Origin of the sequence: Micromonospora marina, assembly GCF_900091565.1 — a bacterium.
Classification (GTDB): Bacteria; Actinomycetota; Actinomycetes; order Mycobacteriales; family Micromonosporaceae; genus Micromonospora; species Micromonospora marina.
In genome coordinates, this window is the sequence record NZ_FMCV01000005.1 from 202904 (window position 1) to 219922 (window position 17019).

Here is a 17019-nt window from a genome sequence, read left to right on the forward strand (position 1 = left end):
CCGGCACAAGGGGCAGAAGCCCCGAAGGTCGGGCCGCAAGCGCAAGATCAACGAGGGGAGCAGGGGGTCAGCAGCGGGGGACTGTGCCGCCGTAGATCGAGGACAGGTACGCGTGGCTGACGTAGGTGCCGCCCACCAGGCGGTACCACCTCGTCGTGGTGCGGTACGTGCCGGCGATCCGCTGCCCGGTCACGTAGCACTGCACCGGAATGTGGGCGTACGTGGCGGCCAGGCCCCGGCTCGCGTACGAGGCGCTCGCCCCGGTGCGCAGGTTCAGCGGCCCCGAGCCGACCACGGCCCGCGCTCCGCCCCCGGTCCACAGCAGCGTCACGTCGACCCAGGCGTTGTCGGTGAGCCGCAGCCCGTCCCAGAACGTCCCGTCGGCCAGGTCCAGCCCGGCCGGGTTGCGCACGGTGCGGCCGAACTGGTCGCGCCCGCCGTTGTAGCCGTTCTGGTACGCCGCCTGCGCCTGCGGCAACCCGCGCGGCAGGTCCTTCCAGTTCTCCCGGACCGACGCCGGGTTCCACCAGTCGTCCCGGGTGTTCCACGGGCCGACGTCCCACACCGGGGCGTACTCGCAGCGGCTGCCGCTCGTGGTGCACACCTTGACCGTGTAGTCGCCGGTGCCGCGCGGGGACAGGCCGCGCCGGGTGGGCAGCGCCGCGAAGTGGTCCCGGGTGCGCACCGTGTGCCCGTTGGCGGTGGTGCCGCCGACCAGGCCGATCCGGGTCGCGTACACCCGGTACCTGAGCGCGGCGGCCGGCTGGACCGCTGTGGTGGCGACCCGGTCGGCGGCCAGGGTCAGGCCGGTGACGGTGGCCTCCGACGCGGCGTCGCTGCTGGTCAGCACGACGCGGGCCTGGATCCGGCTGACCGGTGCGTCGAAGACCGCCTCGGTGGCGTCGCGCCACTCGGTCCAGCCGCGGGTACGCCAGCCACGTACCTGGGCCACCGCCGTACCTCCGTCGCCGGTGCGGGCGGCGAACTGGGCGCGTACCCGGGTCGCGGGCCGGTCCAGGGTGCGCGGCGCGGAGAGCAGGATGCCCTCGGCGACCGGTCCGCCGGCGGCGGCCGGGCGGGTGCGGGCGGTGGGACGGGGGTCGGCGAGCCGCAGGCGGCCGGACCGCCAGGCGACGTTGACGTCGTCGCCGCCGGCGACGGCGAGGTCGACGGACCAGCGCTCGGGGCCGGGTGCGGCGGCGCGGGACGGTACGGCGGCGGGCGGGGGCGCGGCCGGCGCGGGCGTGCCGGGCAGTCCGGCGGCCACGGTGAGCAGGGCGGTCAGGGCGACGACGGTACGGCGTCGGGAACGGGCCATCAGCATTCTCCTCAGAACCCCCTGATCGTGTCGTTTCCGCAGATCAAGTGGAACCTCAGTACAAATAGCGACACATGCGAATTCCGCTCGGGCGGGGGACAATGGCCGGGTGCCCGAAGGCGACACCGTCTGGAACACCGCGCGCGTCCTGCAACGCGCACTCGCCGGGGCCCGGCTCACCGGGTCCGACTTCCGCGTGCCGCAGCTCGCCGCCACCGACCTGACCGGCTGGACGGTGCGCGAGTCGGCCAGCCGGGGCAAGCACCTGCTGCTGCGCCTGGCGGCCACCGATGCCGCGCCCTGGACGCTGCACTCGCACCTGCGGATGGACGGCGCCTGGCGGGCGTACGCCCCGGGCGAGCGCTGGCGCGGACGGCCGGCGCACCTGATCCGGGTGGTGCTGCGTTCCCCGGCCGCGGTCGCTGTCGGCTACCACCTGCACGAGCTGGCACTGGTGCCGGCCGCCGAGGAGGAGTCGCTCGTCGGCCACCTCGGCCCGGACCTGCTCGGGCCGGACTGGGATGCCGGCGAGGCGGTCCGCCGGCTGGCGGCCGACCCCGACCGCACCATCGGCGAGGCGCTGCTCGACCAGCGCAACCTGGCCGGGGTGGGCAACCTCTACAAGTGCGAGGTGCTGTTCCTGCGCGGCGTGTCGCCGTGGACGCCGGTGGGCGCGGTGCCGGACCTGCCCGGCACCGTCGCGCTGGCCCAGCGGCTGCTGGCGGCCAACCGGGGCCGCTGGACGCAGAGCACCACGGGGGTGCTGCACCGGGGCGGGACCAGCTACGTCTACGGCCGCCGGGCGCAGCCGTGCCGCCGCTGCGGGACCGCCATCCGCAAGGAGGAACTGGGCGAACGGGTCACCTACTGGTGCCCGGCCTGCCAGCCGGGCGTGGAACTTCCACGAAACACCCAAGATCGGCCGAGATAGGGACGATTGGGTACTTCCGCCTCACCCCTGTGACGTCGCATGCTGCGGTGGAACGCTCACGGATCGTCATCAGCGCGTACGCCCGCCACGCCGGGGTGTCGGCCGGCGCGCCCAGACCCGGGGAGAGCCATGGTGCTGTTCCGCCGCAGCCGGCCCGGACGTCCCGACCGCGCCGCCGTCGTCGCCGACGAGACCGCGCCGACCGCGCCTGCCGGTTCCGTCGCGCCCGCCGTCCCGGCCGCCCGGGACGGCGACGACGCGCACCGCCCGGCGCCGGCGAGCCTGGACCCGGCCGCCGTGCCGCGCCTGTTCGGCCCGGTGCCGAACACCGCCGCCAGCCCGCTGCCCACGCTCGACCCGGACGGCAGTCCGGTGCCCGGCACCGGCGTCCGCAAGTTCGTCGACCCGCTGCCGCTGCCCGGGCAGCCGGCCACCGCCGGGCTCGGCGCACGCCTGCCCGTCGCCGTTCCCGACACCATCACCTGGCCGGGCTGCGACTACTACGAGATCGGCCTCCAGGAGTACGCGCAACGCCTGCACCGCGACCTGCCGGCCACCCGGCTGCGCGGCTACCGCCAGCTCAACCTGGGCACCGACGCGTCCGGGCACAACACGGTCAGCCCGCCCGGCCGCCCCTGGCACCTCGGGCCGATGATCGTGGCCCGGCGGGGCCGCCCGGTGCGGATCAAGTTCATCAACCAGCTCCCCACCGGACGGGCCGGCGAGCTGTTCCTGCCGGTCGACGAGACTGTCGACGGCGCCGGTGCCGGACCGCTGGACGGTCCCGCGCCGTACCCGCAGAACCGGGCCGTGCCGCACCTGTCCGGCGCGCAGACCGGGTGGATCAGCGCCGGCAACCCGTGGCAGTGGGTGACCCCGGCCGGCGAGATCACCCCGTACCCGGCCGGTGTGGGCGTGACGCCGGTGCCGGACATGCCGCCACCCGGAGCGGGGGCCACCACGCTGTACTTCCCGAACGACCAGAGCGGCCGGCTCATGTGGCTGCACGACAACACGCTCGGCCTGTCCCGGCTCACCGTCTACTCCGGGCAGATCGCGCTCTACCTGCTCACCGACCCGGCCGAGGAACGGCTCGTCGACGACGGCGTGCTACCCGCCGACCAGCTCCCGCTGGTGATCGAGGACAAGACGTTCGTCCCCGACGACGCGCAGCTCGCCGCCCAGGACCCCACCTGGGACCGGGACCGCTGGGGCGCCAAGGGCAGCCTCTGGCACCCGCACGTCTACCAGCCGCGGCAGAACCCGTACCGGCTCACCGGCACCAACCCCACCGGGCGCTGGGACTACGGGCCGTGGACCCACGACCCGGACGGCGGCCACAGCCCGTGGGTCGCCCCGGTGCCGAACCCGCACCACGACCCCGACACCGATCCCGACGAGCCGCCGCTGGTACCCGGCGTGCCGTACCCGTCAGCGGTCCCCGACGCGTACGGCGACACCCCGCTCGTCAACGGCGTGGCCTACCCGTACCTGGAGGTCGCGCCACGGGCGTACCGGTTCCGGATCCTCAACGCCTGCGCCGACCGGGCGCTCAACCTCCAGCTCTACCGGGCCGCCTCGGACGCGCCGATGTGGGCCGACGACGGCAGCCCGGCCGACCCGGGCGCCGGTGAGGTGCCGATGGTCGAGGCGGTACGCGCGCCGGGACGGCCCGCGTACTGGCCGGTGGACGGGCGCGACGGCGGCGTGCCCGACCCGGCCGCCGCCGGACCCGAGATGATCCAGATCGGCAACGAGAGCGGTCTGCTCCCGGCCCCTGTGGTGCTGACGAACCGGCCGGTGGACTACCGGTACGACAGGCAGGACCCGACCGTGCTCAATGTGGACGGGCACGCACTGCTGCTCGCCCCCGGCGAACGGGCCGACGTGGTGGTGGACTTCTCCACCGTCCCGCCGGGCAGCACGCTCATCCTCTACAACGACTGCCCCGCACCGCTGCCCCGGTTCGATCCCCGCTACGACCACCACACCGGCGCGCCGGACCGGACCGCCGCCGGTGGCCTGCCGCCGACCCGCCCCGGGTACGGCCCGAACACCCGCACCCTGCTCCAGATCCGGGTCACCGGCACCCCCGCCGAGCCGTACGACACCCGGCGGCTCGCCGACCGGCTGCCCGGGGCGTACGCCCGCAGCCAGCCGCCGCCGATCGTGCCGCAACCCGCGTACGACGCCGCGATCGGCACCTCCACCCCACGCCCGACGCTCGTTCCCGCGCGGGCCACCTCGGTCACGTTCACCCCGGCCGGCGCGACCGCCCCGGTCACGCTGCCGCTGGCGGTGAAGTCGGTCGGGCAGGTGTTCGAGGCCCGGCACGGCCGCGCGGTGGGACGGCTCGGCGTCGGCCACCCGGTCGGCGGGCCGCTCGCCCCGGCCACCCTGCCGCTGGGGCCGGCCGACCCGGCCACCGAGGTGCTGCACGCCACCGACCCGGCCGTGGCGGTCGGCACGCCCGGCGACGGCACCCAGCTCTGGCGGATCGTCGGCGACGCCCCGCGTACCCATCCCGTCCACATCGAGGGCTGCGACGTGCAGCTGGTCAACCGGGTCGGCTGGGACGGCACGGTCCGCCCGCCGGACCCGGGCGAGCTGGGCTGGAAGGACACCGTCCGGGTCAACCCCCGGGAGGACGTGGTGGTGGCGCTGCGCCCCGTCCCGCCCGCCCTGCCCTTCAAGATCGGCGACAGCGTACGGCTGCTCGACCCGGCCCGTCCGGCCGGCGCACGGCTGGACGCCGGTCCGGTCAGCCCGGCCGACGGCCGCCCCGCCGTCGTGGTCAACCAGCTGGTCAACCTGGGCTGGGAGTACCGCTGGCAGACCCGCTCGGCCGGACTGCGCGACCAGGGCATGAGCCGCCCGCTGGTCCTGCGCCTCGCGCCCAGGGCGCCGACCGGGCTCACCGCCACCCCGGCGCCCGGCAGCGCCACCGCGCTCCCCGCCATCGCCCTGACGTGGACCGGCAACGGCAGCCGTCCCGTACCGACCAGCCACCGGCTGCAACGCGCCACCGACAGCACATTCACCACCGGGCTGACCGAGATCACCGTGGCCGCCACCGCCACGAGGTACACCGACGCCACAGTCACCCCCGGCGTCACCTACCACTACCGGATCCGGGCCGAGAACGCGGTGAGCTGCTCGTCCTGGTCCAACGCCGTACCGGCGGCGGTGCACCTCACCGCGCCGGCCCGGCTGACAGCGGTGCTGCCGCCGGCCGCGCCGCTACGGGTGGCGCTGCGCTGGGCCAACCACTCCTTCGCCACCGGGGTGGACGTGCAGCGGGCCACGAACCCGACGTTCACCAGCGGTCCGGGCACCACGGCCATCGCCGTGGGCGAGGCCCACGTGGACCCGGCCGTCGCGCCGGACACCACGTACTACTACCGGGTACGCACGACGTACCTGGGGGCCGCCTCCCCCTGGTCGACGGTGGCCACCGTGACCACCCCCGCCCGGCCGGTCGCGCCCACCGAGGTGAGCGTCACCGCGAGCGTGTCCGGGCCGGACACCGCCACCGTGACGGTGAGCTGGTCGGCACCGACGCCGACCGGACCGGGCGCCGGGTTCGTCGTGCAGCGCGCCACCGACGCCGCCTTCACCCGTGAACCGGCGACGTTCCACGTGACCGGCCGCGGCTTCACCAACACCGGCCTGACGAGAGGCACGACCTACCACTACCGGGTAAGAGCCACGAACGTCGTAGGCACCTCCCCCTGGACCGCCCCGACCCGCACCACAACCCCCACCTGACCCCTCCCCCTCCCTGGGGGCGCGGGGGCGGGAGCCGGCCGGAGCAGCGGGGACTGTCAGGGGGCGCGCAGCGGGGTGCGGAGTTCGGCCAGGGCGGAGGCCACACCGTGCAGCAGGTCGGTGGCCTCGGTCAGGCGCGCGGCGGCCGGGTGCTCGGTGTTCGGACGCGCCTCCTCGGCCACGTAACCGGCGGCGGCCACCACCAGCCGCTCGTACGCGGCCACCCCGTCCTCCAGCTGGGCCACGAGCGTGGCGTGCACCTCATTCAGCGGGCTCTGCGGGGTCAGCTTCGCCGCGCGCTCCACGCCCGCCAGCCGGGTCGCCAGCTCGCGCAGGGACCGGTCCGCTTCGGCCGCCTCCCGGACCGCCGGCTCGGCGAGCCCGGTCAGCCGCCCGGCCAGCCCGGCCAGGGTGAGCGCGGCCCGGTCCAGCCGGGCCCACGGCTCGGCCGCGGCGGTGCCACGTAGCGCGAGGCGGGAGCGGACCCGGCGTACCTCGGCCACGACGCCCGGGCCCACGGGGAGCCGCTCGACGGCGGCGACCAGCCGGGCGCGGGAACGGGCGGCGGCCTCGGCCGGGTCCAGGGCGGGCGGGGGCGGCACGGCGGCGAGCGCGCGGTGGTCGATCCAGCGCCAGGCGGCCACCGCGATCGCGCTGCCCGCGGCGCCGGCCCAGGCCGCGTCCGCCAGGCCCAGTCCGGCGTACGGGGTCAGCACCGCGGCGGCACCGCCGAGTCCTCCGGCCAGCACGCTCCACCGCCGCGCCGAGTTGCGGAGCCTGCGCAGCCTGCGGAAGTGCCGGGCCCGTTCGTCCGCCATCGTGTCCGCCCCTCCGTCAGCCGGTCGTGGTCTCCCCGGTGCCGCGTTCCCGGCTCATGCTGGCCCGGATCTCGTCGAGCCGGGCGGCGGCGGCCGGGTCGGCCGGCTGCCCCACGGCGGGGGTCTCGGACCGGCTGCCGAGCTGCTCGCCGGCCATGCTCGACCGGATCTGCTCCAGCCTCGCCGATCCGGCCGAGTCGAGAGTGGCCTTCTGGACCTCCAGCATCCGGCCCTCGACCGAGTTGCCGGCCAGTTCGGCCCGGCCCATGGCGGTGGCGTAGCGGCGTTCGATCCGGTCGCGGACCTCGTCCAGCGAGGGGGTGTTGGCGGGCGCGGTGAGCGACGACATCGACTCCAGCGAGTGGGCCACGCTCTCCTGCATCTTGGCCTGCTCCAGCTGGCTGAGCAGCTTGGTGCGCTCGGCCAGCTTCTGCTGGAGGATCATCGAGTTGTTCTCGACCGCCTTGCGGGCCTGTGCGGCCGCGCCGAGCGCCTGGTCGTGCAGCGTCTTGAGGTCTTCCAGTGCCTGCTCGGCGGAGACCAGCTGGGTGGCCAGCATCTGGGCGGTCTGCTCGTAGCGACCGGCCTCGGCCTCGTCACCCTTGCCGCGGGCCTGGTCGGCCACTGCGAGCGCCTGCCGCGCGTTGCCCTGGAGCTGTTCCACCTCGGTCATCTGCCGGGACAGCTTCATCTCCAGCTGGCGCTGGTTGCCGATCACCGCCGCCGCCTGCTGGACCAGCGCCTGGTGCTGGCGCTGCGCCTCCTCGACGGCCTGCTGGATCTGCACCTTCGGATCGGCGTGCTCGTCGATCTTGGCGCCGAAGAGCGCCATCAGGTACTTCCAACCCTTGACGAACGGGTTAGCCATCTCCGCCTCGTCCCCTCAGTAGCGTCGCGCCTACATCGTCCCAGCCGGACGCCACCCCGGCACCCGTACGCTCCTGATCAACAGTACGACGCGGACGCCAGCACCGCCCATGACGCGACGGGCCGGGTCAGGCGGCGCAGACCACATCCCGCTCGGCGGGGCGTACCCGGGTGCTGCGCAGCGTGGCCTTGAGCGGCGAGTCCTGCCGGACCTGGACGGCGACGCCGCCGTCGGAGGTGACCTGCCGGACACCCCGGTTCGTCGCCTTACGCACGGCGGCCGGGGCCACCGGGGCCGACTCGTCGGCCACCGGCACCAGCACGCCTGGCATCTGCTCGGCCAGGGCGACCGTGTCGCTCACCTCACGCAGCAGCTCGGACAGGCGGGCACCGAGCGCGTCGCAGATCGCGGCCAGCAGCTCGCTGGAGGGTTCCTTCTGGCCACGCTCGATCTCGGAAAGGTAGCCGAGGCTGACGTTGGCGGCGGAGGAGACCTCGCGGAGGGTGCGGTGCTGCCCTTGCCTGCGTGCTCGCAGCGCGTCACCGATCACCCGGCGTAGCAGGACCATCGCACCTCCCCCTGAACGGGACCACCATCCCCGGCCGTCCGCGTCGCGCCGGACGCGGCGGACCGCTCCGGCGCCGACGGCGACCGCCGGAGCCTTCCCGCAACCGTACCCGTTGGTCGCCACGACGACATCCCACCCCGCCTCGGAAATCCGGGCGGATCGGCCGGTCCGGCGGTCCCGCCGCCGGGCGTGTTGACGGAACCGCCGGCTCACCGGTGGCCGGCCCCCGCCGCCTCGGCGGCGTCGGCGTCCCCGGGAAGCTGGATGCGGTCGGCGAGCAGACGCAGCGCCTCGATCACCGCGGCCGAGCGGATGTGGTCGCGACCGCCGTCGAGGTCGAGCCGGCGCACCCCGGTGCCGTCCGGCCCGGCGACCGCCACGTAGACCAGGCCGACCGGCTTGCCGTCCTGCGGCTCCGGCCCGGCCACACCGGTGGTGGCCAGGCCCCAGTCGGCACCGCACCGCTGGCGTCCGCCTTCGGCCAGCGCCGCCGCCACGTCCGGGTCGACCGGGCCGCGGTCGGCCAGCAGGCCCTCCGGTACGCCGGCCAGCGTCGCCTTGAGTTCGGTGGCGTAGACCACCATGCCGCCCCGGTAGACCGAGCTGACCCCGGCGATCTCCACGATCGCGGCGGCGAGCAGACCGCCGGTCAGCGACTCGACGGTGGCCAGCGTCTCGCCGCACTCGTGCAGCCGGTGCACAACGGCAGCCGCCGGGCTGCCGGCGGGCCGGGGGTCCCTCGCGTCCGTGTCCATGCCCGCCCCCATTTCCCGCACCGCGCCGGCTTACTCGTCGGTCGACCGGATCGCCGGACCCGCCGACCGGCTCAACGGGCCGGGCGGCTCAACGGGCCGGGCGGCGCAGCCGCAACGCCTGGGCGATGTAGTCGAACCCGGTGACCACGGTGACCACCACGGCCGCCCCCATGATCCACGGCCCGATCGCGGCGAGCGCCTCCGGCATCGGCCAGAGGTACCAGGTGATCGCCAGGATCTGCAGCGCCGTCTTGACCTTGCCGCCCCGGCTGGCCGCGATCACGCCGTGCCGGATCACCCAGAAGCGGAGCGCGGTGATGCCCAGCTCGCGGGCCAGGATCACCACCGTCACCCACCAGGGCAGCCGGTCGTAGAAGGAGAGCAGCACCAGGGCCGCGCCGGTGAGCGCCTTGTCGGCGATCGGGTCGGCGACCTTGCCCAGCGAGGTGACGAGTTCGTACCGGCGGGCGATCCAGCCGTCGACCAGGTCGGTCGCGGAGGCCACCACGAAGATCAGGCAGGCGGCCGTACGCCAGCCCGCGTGGCTCATGCCGGAGGCGATCACGGTGGCCACGAAGACCGGCACCAGCACCAGCCGCGCGCCGGTGAGCAGGTTCGCCGCGTTGAGCAGCGGTACGGGGGCAGCCGCCGTCGACTCCGCTCCCGTCATGTCCCGCATCGCCCCACGTGGCTTCCCCGCTCCATCAGGGCCCGCCGTCACCGTGCCGCGCCGGGCGCCGCCGAGATCATCTCATCCGGCACGGCGATCAGGTCCACGCCCTCGGTCGCCGTCACCGTGGCCCGGACCAGGTCACCGGGGCGCAGCGCGGCCAGATCGACGCCGCCGCCGACGGGTGCGACGAGCGTGGTCGAGCCGTCGACCTCGGGAGCCTGGTGAGCGGCCCGCCCCTCCACCACACCGTCGGCGGTCGAGTCCACGAGCACCTCCACCGTCGCGCCGAGGCGCTCCTCGGCGCGCTGCGAGCAGAGTTCGTCGGCCAGCGCGCTGAGCTTGTCGTACCGCCGCTTCACAGTGGCGGCGGACACCTTGCCGGTCAGCCCGGCGGCCTCGGTGCCGTCCTCGTCGCTGTAGTCGAACATGCCGATCGCGTCCAGCCGGGCCTCGGTCAGGAAGCGGACCAGCTCGGCCACGTCCTGCTTCGTCTCGCCGGGGAAGCCGACGATGAAGTTGCTGCGCGCGCCCGCGTCCGGCGCCAGCGCGCGGGCCGACGCGAGCAGCTCCAGGAACCGGTCGGTGGAGCCGAAGCGCCGCATCCGGCGCAGCACCGGCTCGCTGGAGTGCTGGAACGACAGGTCGAAGTACGCGGCCACGCCCGGCGTGGTGGCGATCACCTCGACCAGGCCGGGCCGGGTCTCGGCGGGCTGGAGGTAGCTGGCGCGTACCCGCACGATCCCGTCGATCGCGGCGAGCTGCGGCAGCAGCTTCTCCAGCGCGCGGGGGTCGCCCAGGTCCTTGCCGTACGAGGTGGAGTTCTCGCTGACCAGCACCAGCTCGCGTACGCCGGTCTTGGCCAGCCACTCGGCCTCGGCGAGCAGCTCGTCCGGGGTACGCGAGACGAACGCGCCGCGGAACGCCGGGATGGCGCAGAAGGCGCAGCGCCGGTCGCAGCCACTGGCGAGCTTCAGCGAGGCCACCGGGCCGGTGTCGAGCCGGTGCCGCAGCACCTGCCGCAGGTGCGCCGGGGTGTGCGCGTCGGTCTCCGGGGCGACCCGGGCCGGGGTGCCGTGCCCGGGTAGCGACACCGCCGCGTCGCGACGCTGCACCGGGGTCAGCGGCAGCAGTTCCCGCCGGTCGCGGGGGGTGTGCGCGCCGATCGCCTCGCCCGCCAGCACCGAGTCGAGCCGGGAGGCGATGTCCGGATAGTCGTCGAAGCTGAGCACCGCCTGCGCCTCGGGGAGACTGTCGGCCAGCTCACGGCCGTACCGCTCGGCCATGCACCCGGCGGCGACCACCTTGGCGCCGGTGTCGGCGGCGGCCAGCAGCGTCTGGATCGAATCCTGCTTGGCCTTCTCGACGAACCCGCAGGTGTTCACCACCACCACGTCGGCGCCCTCGCCGTCGGTGGTGACCTGCCACCCGTCGGCGTGCAGCCGGGCGGCCAGTTCCTCCGAGTCGACCTCGTTGCGGGCGCAGCCGAGGGTCAGCAGGGCGACGCGGCGCCCGTCGGATCGCGGGGTGGAGGAGGAGGCAGACACCATCCGAGGGTACAGGTGCAAGGAAGGGCCCCTTGTTAACGCCTGCGGTAGAGAAGGGTTCCCCTCTCACCGCCGCGGGCGTGCGTGCGCCGGGGTGCGGGCCAGCCGGTCGAGGAGGAACACCTCGGTGCCGGCCAGGCCGGTGGAGCAGAAGACCGAGATCTGGTCCGCGGCGGTCCGGCCGGGAACCGCGCCGGCCAGCACCGCGCCCAGGTCGCGCAGCCGCCCGGCGTACGGCTCGACGGCGGCGACCATCGGCGGGACGTACGCGGCGGCCTGCCCGGGTGAGTCGGTGACCAGCAGGCCGGCGGCGTCGAGCAGGTCGCTGCCGAACTCGTGCCGGTCGACCTGCTTGAAGCCGACCGTGTTGACGTGGGTGCCGGGGGCCAGGTCGGCGGCGTCGAGCACCGGGACGGTGCTGGTGGTGGCGAGCACCACGACGTCGCGGTCGCGTACCGCGGCGGCGGCCGAGCCGACCGCGCGGGCCGGCACGCCCAGCTCGGCGCGGACCCGCGCGGCGAACGCCTCCCGCCGGGCCGCCGAGCGGCTGAACACGGTCACCTCGCGCAGCGGCCGGACCGCCGCCGCGGCCCACACCTGGGACCACGCCTGCCGGCCGGACCCCACCACGCCGAGGGTGGCGGCGTCCGCGCGGGCCAGGGCGTCCACCGCCACGCCACCGAGTCCTCCGGTACGCCGGGAGCCGAGTTCCTCGCCGACGGCGATGGCGCGTACCGCCCCGGTGGTGGCGTCGTGCAGCACGACGAGCTGACCGCCTCCCGGGTGGCCGAACGTGTCGTACGAGCGGAAGCCGTACCACTGCCCGGTGAGGTGCCCGGCGGTGAGCACCATCCGGCCCCCGCCCAGCGGCGCGGACGCCCGGGGCGGGGCGACGAGCCGCCCGGCGTGCGCGGCCAGCAGCGCGTCCCGCATGGCCGCGACGGTGAGCGGGGCGTCCACGGCGGCCGCGACGTCGTCGTCGGAGAAGAGCAGGGTCATGGCATCCATCCTGGAACTTGAAGTTGACATCAACTCCACCGATGGTGGCCTTTCTCACCCACGGACGATCCGGCCGGGGCGGTGCTACCGTCGGCCACGACGGCCCGTGGGCTGTCCCGGACGAGTGGTGGGCGTACCCGGTCAGGCCAAGACGCCCCGCGTGACCCGACCGTCGCCCGGCCCGCTCCGCGCCGGGCCCGCCCGTCAGAGGTGATACCCATGGCCTGGATCGTGCTGGTGATCTCCGGACTCCTGGAGACCGCGTGGGCGATCGCGCTGGACCGCAGCGCCGGCTTCACCCGTCCGCTCCCCTCCGCCGTCTTCGCCGTCACGCTGGTCGGCAGCATGGCCGGCCTGGCGTACGCGCTGCGCGACATCCCGGTCGGCACCGGCTACGCGGTGTGGGTCGGCATCGGCGCGGTCGGTACCGCGCTGGTCGGCATGCTCGCGCTCGGTGAGCCGGTCAACCTGCCGCGCGTGGCCTGCCTGCTGCTGGTGGTCGCCGGCGTGATCGGACTGAAGTTGTTCGCCTGATCCCAGGCATCCGGTTTGGACGATGCATCGCCCGGGGTACCCGGTCTCCCGTTGACCGACAGAGCGATCATCACGGAGGACCCCATGGCCGACATCCACGCCAGCGCCCGTCCGCGCAGCAACGCCGCCCGGATCTGCACGATCATCGCGTTCGTCTTCGCCGCCCTCGCGATCTTCCTGTCCCCGCTGATCTTCGGGGTTCTCGGCCTGATCCTCGGCATCGTCGGCGCCGTCCTCGGTGACAAGCCGCTGGGCTGGTACGCCGCCGCCGCGAGCGTGGTCGGCGCGATCATCGGCGCCGTGCTCGTCGCCGCGCTGCTCAACTGATCCGCAACCGACGACGGCGGCCCCACCTCATGGTGGAGCCGCCGTCGTCATGTCCAGAGGTCAGTCCCCGTCGCCGCGCAGGCCGGCCAGGACCTCCTCCAGCTCGTCCGGCTTGACCAGCACGTCGCGGGCCTTGGAGCCCTCGGACGGGCCGACCACGCCCCGGGTCTCCATCAGGTCCATCAGCCGGCCCGCCTTGGCGAAGCCGACCCGCAGCTTGCGCTGCAGCATCGAGGTCGACCCGAACTGCGAGGTGACCACCAGCTCGACCGCCTGCACGAGCAGGTCCAGGTCGTCGCCGATGTCCTCGTCGATCTTCTTCTTGCTGTCCTGCGCCGGGGTGAGCACGTCCGGGCGGAACTCCGGCTCGCGCTGGTCCTTGCAGAACTTCACCACGTCGGAGATCTCGCGCTCGGTCACCCAGGCGCCCTGGATGCGCTGCGGCTTCGACGCGCCCATCGGCAGGAACAGGCCGTCGCCGCGGCCGAGCAGCTTCTCCGCGCCGGGCTGGTCCAGGATGACCCGGGAGTCGGCGAGCGAGGACGTGGCGAACGCGAGCCGGGACGGCACGTTCGCCTTGATCAGGCCGGTGACCACGTCGACCGAGGGTCGCTGGGTGGCGAGGACCAGGTGGATGCCGGCGGCCCGGGCGAGCTGGGTGATCCGGACGATGGAGTCCTCCACGTCGCGCGGCGCGACCATCATCAGGTCGGCCAGCTCGTCCACGATCACCAGCAGGTACGGGTACGGCCGCATCTCCCGCTCGCTGCCCGGCGGCGCCTTGATCTCGCCGTTGCGCACCTTGCGGTTGAAGTCGTCGATGTGCCGGACCCCGTTGGCGGCGAGGTCGTCGTAGCGCATGTCCATCTCGCGGACGACCCACTCCAGCGAGTCGGCCGCCTTCTTCGGGTTGGTCACGATCGGCGTGACCAGGTGCGGGATGCCCTCGTAACTGGTCAGTTCAACTCGCTTCGGATCCACCAGCAGAAGACGCACCTCGTCCGGAGTCGCCCGGGTGAGGATCGACACCAGGAGTGAGTTGAGGAGGCTGGAATTGTGTGTGGGAACCAGAGTCCTACCGGCCAGGAACAGATGACTGGGGCTGTCCACCTCGATACAGCGCACCGCCACTGAGGGCACCGGCCGTACATCGACGATGTAGCGCCTTGTCGTGCTGGGACGATTCTGCGTGATCTGCCGATCCGCCTTCCGGGTAAGCCGGAAGACCCTGTCTGCTGGGGTGAAGTGGATCCGATAACAGGTGGACGTCGCCGAGGACCGGCCCTTCACGGGCTTTGTCGTCATCGTCGCCTGGTAGCCCAGACCCAGAATCAACTCGAGTGCGTCTCGTGCCAACCGCTCGGATGTGAGAGCCAGTTCCACCCCTCCGCGCTTCGACACCGTGCCGTCCGTGTCCAGAAGCCCAGCCAGCAGAGCCCGTCGCTGGGTCTCGGACCCACGCTGGTAGGGGAAGGGAATGTGCTTTTCGCCGATCTCTCGGAACAAGGCCCGCATCGTACGGTAAGGCAGGGCAGTCGCCGTGCGCCTTGGACCGGGCGAAGCGTCGTCGCAGGGTAGGGCATCCACGATCCGACGCTCGCGTTCCTGCCGGTTGGAGATGGTGTAAAGAAACTCACTGGCTGGTTGCTTGCGGACCTCGTAGCCCTCAGACCTGATCCCGTCGAGGATCTCTTGGTCAATGCTTGTAATGGTGGCGGCTCCGGTCGTCCCGTCCCCTAACCAGCAGCCCAGTGTGTACGGGCCGATGGGTAGCTCCTGCTCGGAACAGACCAGCGGCAATGCAACGTCGATGGCATGGTTCGCCCACTCACCACGCGGTCCGGCCCTCAGGCTCTCCGCGATCTGGCGGGTGGTGATCGGCGTTGCATCGTGGTCCTTAAGGCCGACGGAACGCCCCGGGGCGAGAACCTGTCTTGAAAGCCCTTCGTACACGCGATGGCGGGAGTAGGTCCTCACCCAGCGAGTGAGGTGACGGCCGCCGCGCTCGTACGGGCGCCGCGCCAGATGAGCCTCGGCCGGGATGGGTCGCAGTACGCGGTACAGGACGTTACGGAACTGCTCTCCCAGGTCTGTGATCACCTCGCCGCTTGACACCGGACGGTCCGGCTCGCTCAACACATCCTTGATCCGGCGAGACACCAGACCACGGTCGTTCTGCGTCCAGCAGCTGCCGTCCTTCCATCCGCGTCTGCGCTGGGTACGGCCAGCCCTTGTCGTCGTCCGCCACTGGTGCTCGGCGTCCGCCACGATGACGGTGCCGTCAGAGAACTCGACCTCGTAACACGGCCTTCCGTGCATCACTTCGGTCGCGGCGACGACGTTGCACGGCCGCCCTCTCTCGTCAAACACCTGGTCACCCACACGCAGATCACCCATGGTCGACCAACCGGTGGGGGTGGCGATCGGAGTGTCGAGGGCCAGGGCCTTGCCGGCTCCGGTCGCTCCTGCCACCAGGATGTGCGGCATCTTCGCCAGATTCGCGACGACGTACCCGCCTTCGATGTCCTTCCCGAGTCCGACCACCATCGGATGGTGGTCGCTGGTCGCCGCCCGGGAGCGCAGCACGTCGCCAAGCGACACGTTCTCCGGGTCGGTGTTCGGGATCTCCACACCGACCGCGCTCTTTCCCGGGATCGGGCTGAGGATGCGCACGTCCGGCGACTTCACCGCGTACGCGATGTTGCGGGACAGCTGGGTGATCCGCTCGACCTTCACGCCCGGACCCAGCTCCACCTCGTACCGGGTGACCGTCGGGCCGCGGGTGAAGCCGGTGACGGCGGCGTCCACGTCGAACTGCTCGAAGACGCCGGTGAGCGCCGCGATCACCTCGTCGTTGGCCTTGCTGCGGCTCTTCGGCTTGGCACCGCTGCCGAGCAGGTTCGCCGGCGGCAGCGTGTAGTCGCCGGCCAGCCCGGTGAGCGCGAGCTGCTCGGCGCGGGTGGGCAGCGGCGAGTGCTCCGGCGGCTCGACCGGCTTGCGGTTCGCCGACGCCTTCGGCGGCTTGCGCGGGAGCACGAGCGTCTCCTGGAGGTCGACGCCCGCCAGCTCGTCGTCCGGGTCCAGCGGCTCCAGCGGCGACGGCATCCGCTTCGCGGGCCGCTTACGGGCCGGCTTCGCCGGCGCCTCGTCCTCGACGAACTCCTCGTCGGCGTCCGCCCCGGCCGGGTCGGCGCGCAGGCCGAGCCGCTCCGGGATCTTGTTGATCGGCGTCGCGGTGACCACCAGCAGGCCGAACACCAGCAGCAGGAGCAGCAGCGGCATGGCCACCCAGGCGGTCACCGCCGACTCCAGCAGGTCACCCACACCCGCGCCGATCAGGCCGCCCGCGAAGTCACGCTGGACCTCGTCGACCGGGTTCTGCCCGATGTGCAGCATCGCGGCGGTGGCCAGCATCATCGAGCCCCAGCCGACCAGGCCGCGACCGCGGTGCTCCGGGTCGGCCGGGGTCCGCATGAGCCGCCACGCGCCGACCATGAACAGCACCGGAAGGATTATCGAGATGGCGCCGATGAACAGGCGCACGGTGTCGGCCAGGTGCCGGCCCACCGGCCCGGCCGCGCCGCCCCAGATGCCCACCGCGCTGAGGATGGCCAGGCCGAACAGCAGCAGCCCGGCGCCGTCGCGGCGGTGCTCCGGATCCAGCTCCCGGGTGGACGCCGCCTGCCGCCCGGCCGCCCGGAACGTCCAGCCGACGGTGTGGGCCAGTCCCATCCAGACGGCGCCGACCGCCCGGCCGACGAACGCGGCAGGGCTCGGCCCGGCGGCCGGACGCCGCCGAGCCGGTTTCCGCGCCGCCGGCTTCTTCGCCGGTTGCCGGGCGCGGTTGTTAGTGGTGCCACGCGGCGACGCGCCGCGCCGCCGGCTCGCCTGAGAGGTACGGCCCGCCATAGAGTCA

The 17019-nt window shown here is 73.6% G+C and carries 13 protein-coding genes, 2 pseudogenes and 1 riboswitch; of the genes and pseudogenes, 4 read left to right on the forward strand and 11 right to left on the reverse strand.

Translation table 11 applies throughout. From position 1 onward, the window contains the following. Positions 1 to 67: 67 nt before the first annotated feature. Positions 68 to 1318, reverse strand: coding sequence for a hypothetical protein (locus tag GA0070215_RS09430; RefSeq protein ID WP_091044323.1), 1251 nt, complete (start codon positions 1316 to 1318; stop codon positions 68 to 70). A 109-nt stretch (positions 1319 to 1427) separates the two neighbouring features. Here GA0070215_RS09430 and GA0070215_RS09435 point away from each other — a divergent pair, with 109 nt between their 5' ends. Continuing rightward, positions 1428 to 2249 carry a DNA-formamidopyrimidine glycosylase family protein gene (locus GA0070215_RS09435; protein WP_018785932.1) on the forward strand — a complete coding sequence of 274 codons (822 nt, stop codon included), beginning with the start codon at positions 1428 to 1430 and terminating at the stop codon, positions 2247 to 2249. A 39-nt stretch (positions 2250 to 2288) separates the two neighbouring features. Continuing rightward, positions 2289 to 6017 (forward strand): fibronectin type III domain-containing protein, encoded by a 3729-nt coding sequence (locus GA0070215_RS09440; RefSeq protein WP_377467071.1) that lies wholly within the window; start codon positions 2289 to 2291, stop codon positions 6015 to 6017. A gap of 56 nt (positions 6018 to 6073) precedes the next feature. On the opposite strand, the gene pspM is transcribed toward GA0070215_RS09440, so the two are convergent. The 7 genes from pspM to GA0070215_RS09475 form a co-directional block, all read right to left on the reverse strand. Next, on the reverse strand, positions 6074 to 6835 hold the full coding sequence (gene pspM / locus GA0070215_RS09445; RefSeq protein ID WP_091044091.1) for a phage shock envelope stress response protein PspM: 762 nt from the start codon (positions 6833 to 6835) through the stop codon (positions 6074 to 6076). Positions 6836 to 6851: 16 nt separating this feature from the next. Further along, on the reverse strand, positions 6852 to 7703 hold the full coding sequence (locus GA0070215_RS09450) for a PspA/IM30 family protein (protein WP_018785929.1): 852 nt from the start codon (positions 7701 to 7703) through the stop codon (positions 6852 to 6854). 127 nt (positions 7704 to 7830) lie between these two features. Next, a complete protein-coding gene (locus tag GA0070215_RS09455; protein WP_018785928.1) occupies positions 7831 to 8271 on the reverse strand; it encodes a helix-turn-helix domain-containing protein in 441 nt (146 codons plus the stop codon). Between the two features lie 209 nt (positions 8272 to 8480). Then, on the reverse strand, positions 8481 to 9038 hold the full coding sequence (locus GA0070215_RS09460; RefSeq protein WP_091044096.1) for a CinA family protein: 558 nt from the start codon (positions 9036 to 9038) through the stop codon (positions 8481 to 8483). A gap of 76 nt (positions 9039 to 9114) precedes the next feature. Further along, on the reverse strand, positions 9115 to 9696 hold the full coding sequence (gene pgsA / locus GA0070215_RS09465; RefSeq protein WP_026268019.1) for a CDP-diacylglycerol--glycerol-3-phosphate 3-phosphatidyltransferase: 582 nt from the start codon (positions 9694 to 9696) through the stop codon (positions 9115 to 9117). 47 nt (positions 9697 to 9743) lie between these two features. Beyond that, positions 9744 to 11246, reverse strand: coding sequence for a 30S ribosomal protein S12 methylthiotransferase RimO (gene rimO / locus GA0070215_RS09470; protein WP_018785925.1), 1503 nt, complete (start codon positions 11244 to 11246; stop codon positions 9744 to 9746). A gap of 63 nt (positions 11247 to 11309) precedes the next feature. Beyond that, entirely contained in the window at positions 11310 to 12242 is a 933-nt protein-coding gene (locus GA0070215_RS09475) for an ornithine cyclodeaminase family protein (protein ID WP_208600309.1), read from the reverse strand. 95 nt (positions 12243 to 12337) lie between these two features. Beyond that, positions 12338 to 12403: riboswitch (guanidine-III (ykkC-III) riboswitch) on the forward strand. Between the two features lie 58 nt (positions 12404 to 12461). Between GA0070215_RS09475 and GA0070215_RS09480 the strand changes: the two genes are divergently transcribed. Together GA0070215_RS09480 and GA0070215_RS09485 are read left to right on the forward strand one after the other, a co-directional pair. Continuing rightward, the gene (locus GA0070215_RS09480) at positions 12462 to 12776 is read left to right on the forward strand and encodes a DMT family transporter (protein ID WP_013284696.1); all 315 of its coding nucleotides are present in this window, start codon (positions 12462 to 12464) and stop codon (positions 12774 to 12776) included. An 84-nt stretch (positions 12777 to 12860) separates the two neighbouring features. Then, positions 12861 to 13103 (forward strand): hypothetical protein, encoded by a 243-nt coding sequence (locus tag GA0070215_RS09485; RefSeq protein ID WP_026268018.1) that lies wholly within the window; start codon positions 12861 to 12863, stop codon positions 13101 to 13103. A gap of 60 nt (positions 13104 to 13163) precedes the next feature. On the opposite strand, the gene GA0070215_RS29665 is transcribed toward GA0070215_RS09485, so the two are convergent. The 3 genes and pseudogenes from GA0070215_RS29665 to GA0070215_RS29805 all read right to left on the reverse strand — a co-directional run. After that, positions 13164 to 14243: an FtsK/SpoIIIE domain-containing protein gene (locus tag GA0070215_RS29665; protein WP_341844972.1), complete on the reverse strand. Its 1080-nt coding sequence runs from the start codon at positions 14241 to 14243 to the stop codon at positions 13164 to 13166. Positions 14244 to 14357: 114 nt separating this feature from the next. Further along, positions 14358 to 15500, reverse strand: a pseudogene (locus GA0070215_RS29800) (LAGLIDADG family homing endonuclease); the annotation flags it as partial. Then, a pseudogene (locus GA0070215_RS29805) lies at positions 15483 to 17012 on the reverse strand (DNA translocase FtsK 4TM domain-containing protein); the annotation flags it as partial. The pseudogenes GA0070215_RS29805 and GA0070215_RS29800, both read right to left, overlap by 18 nt. Positions 17013 to 17019: the final 7 nt, after the last annotated feature.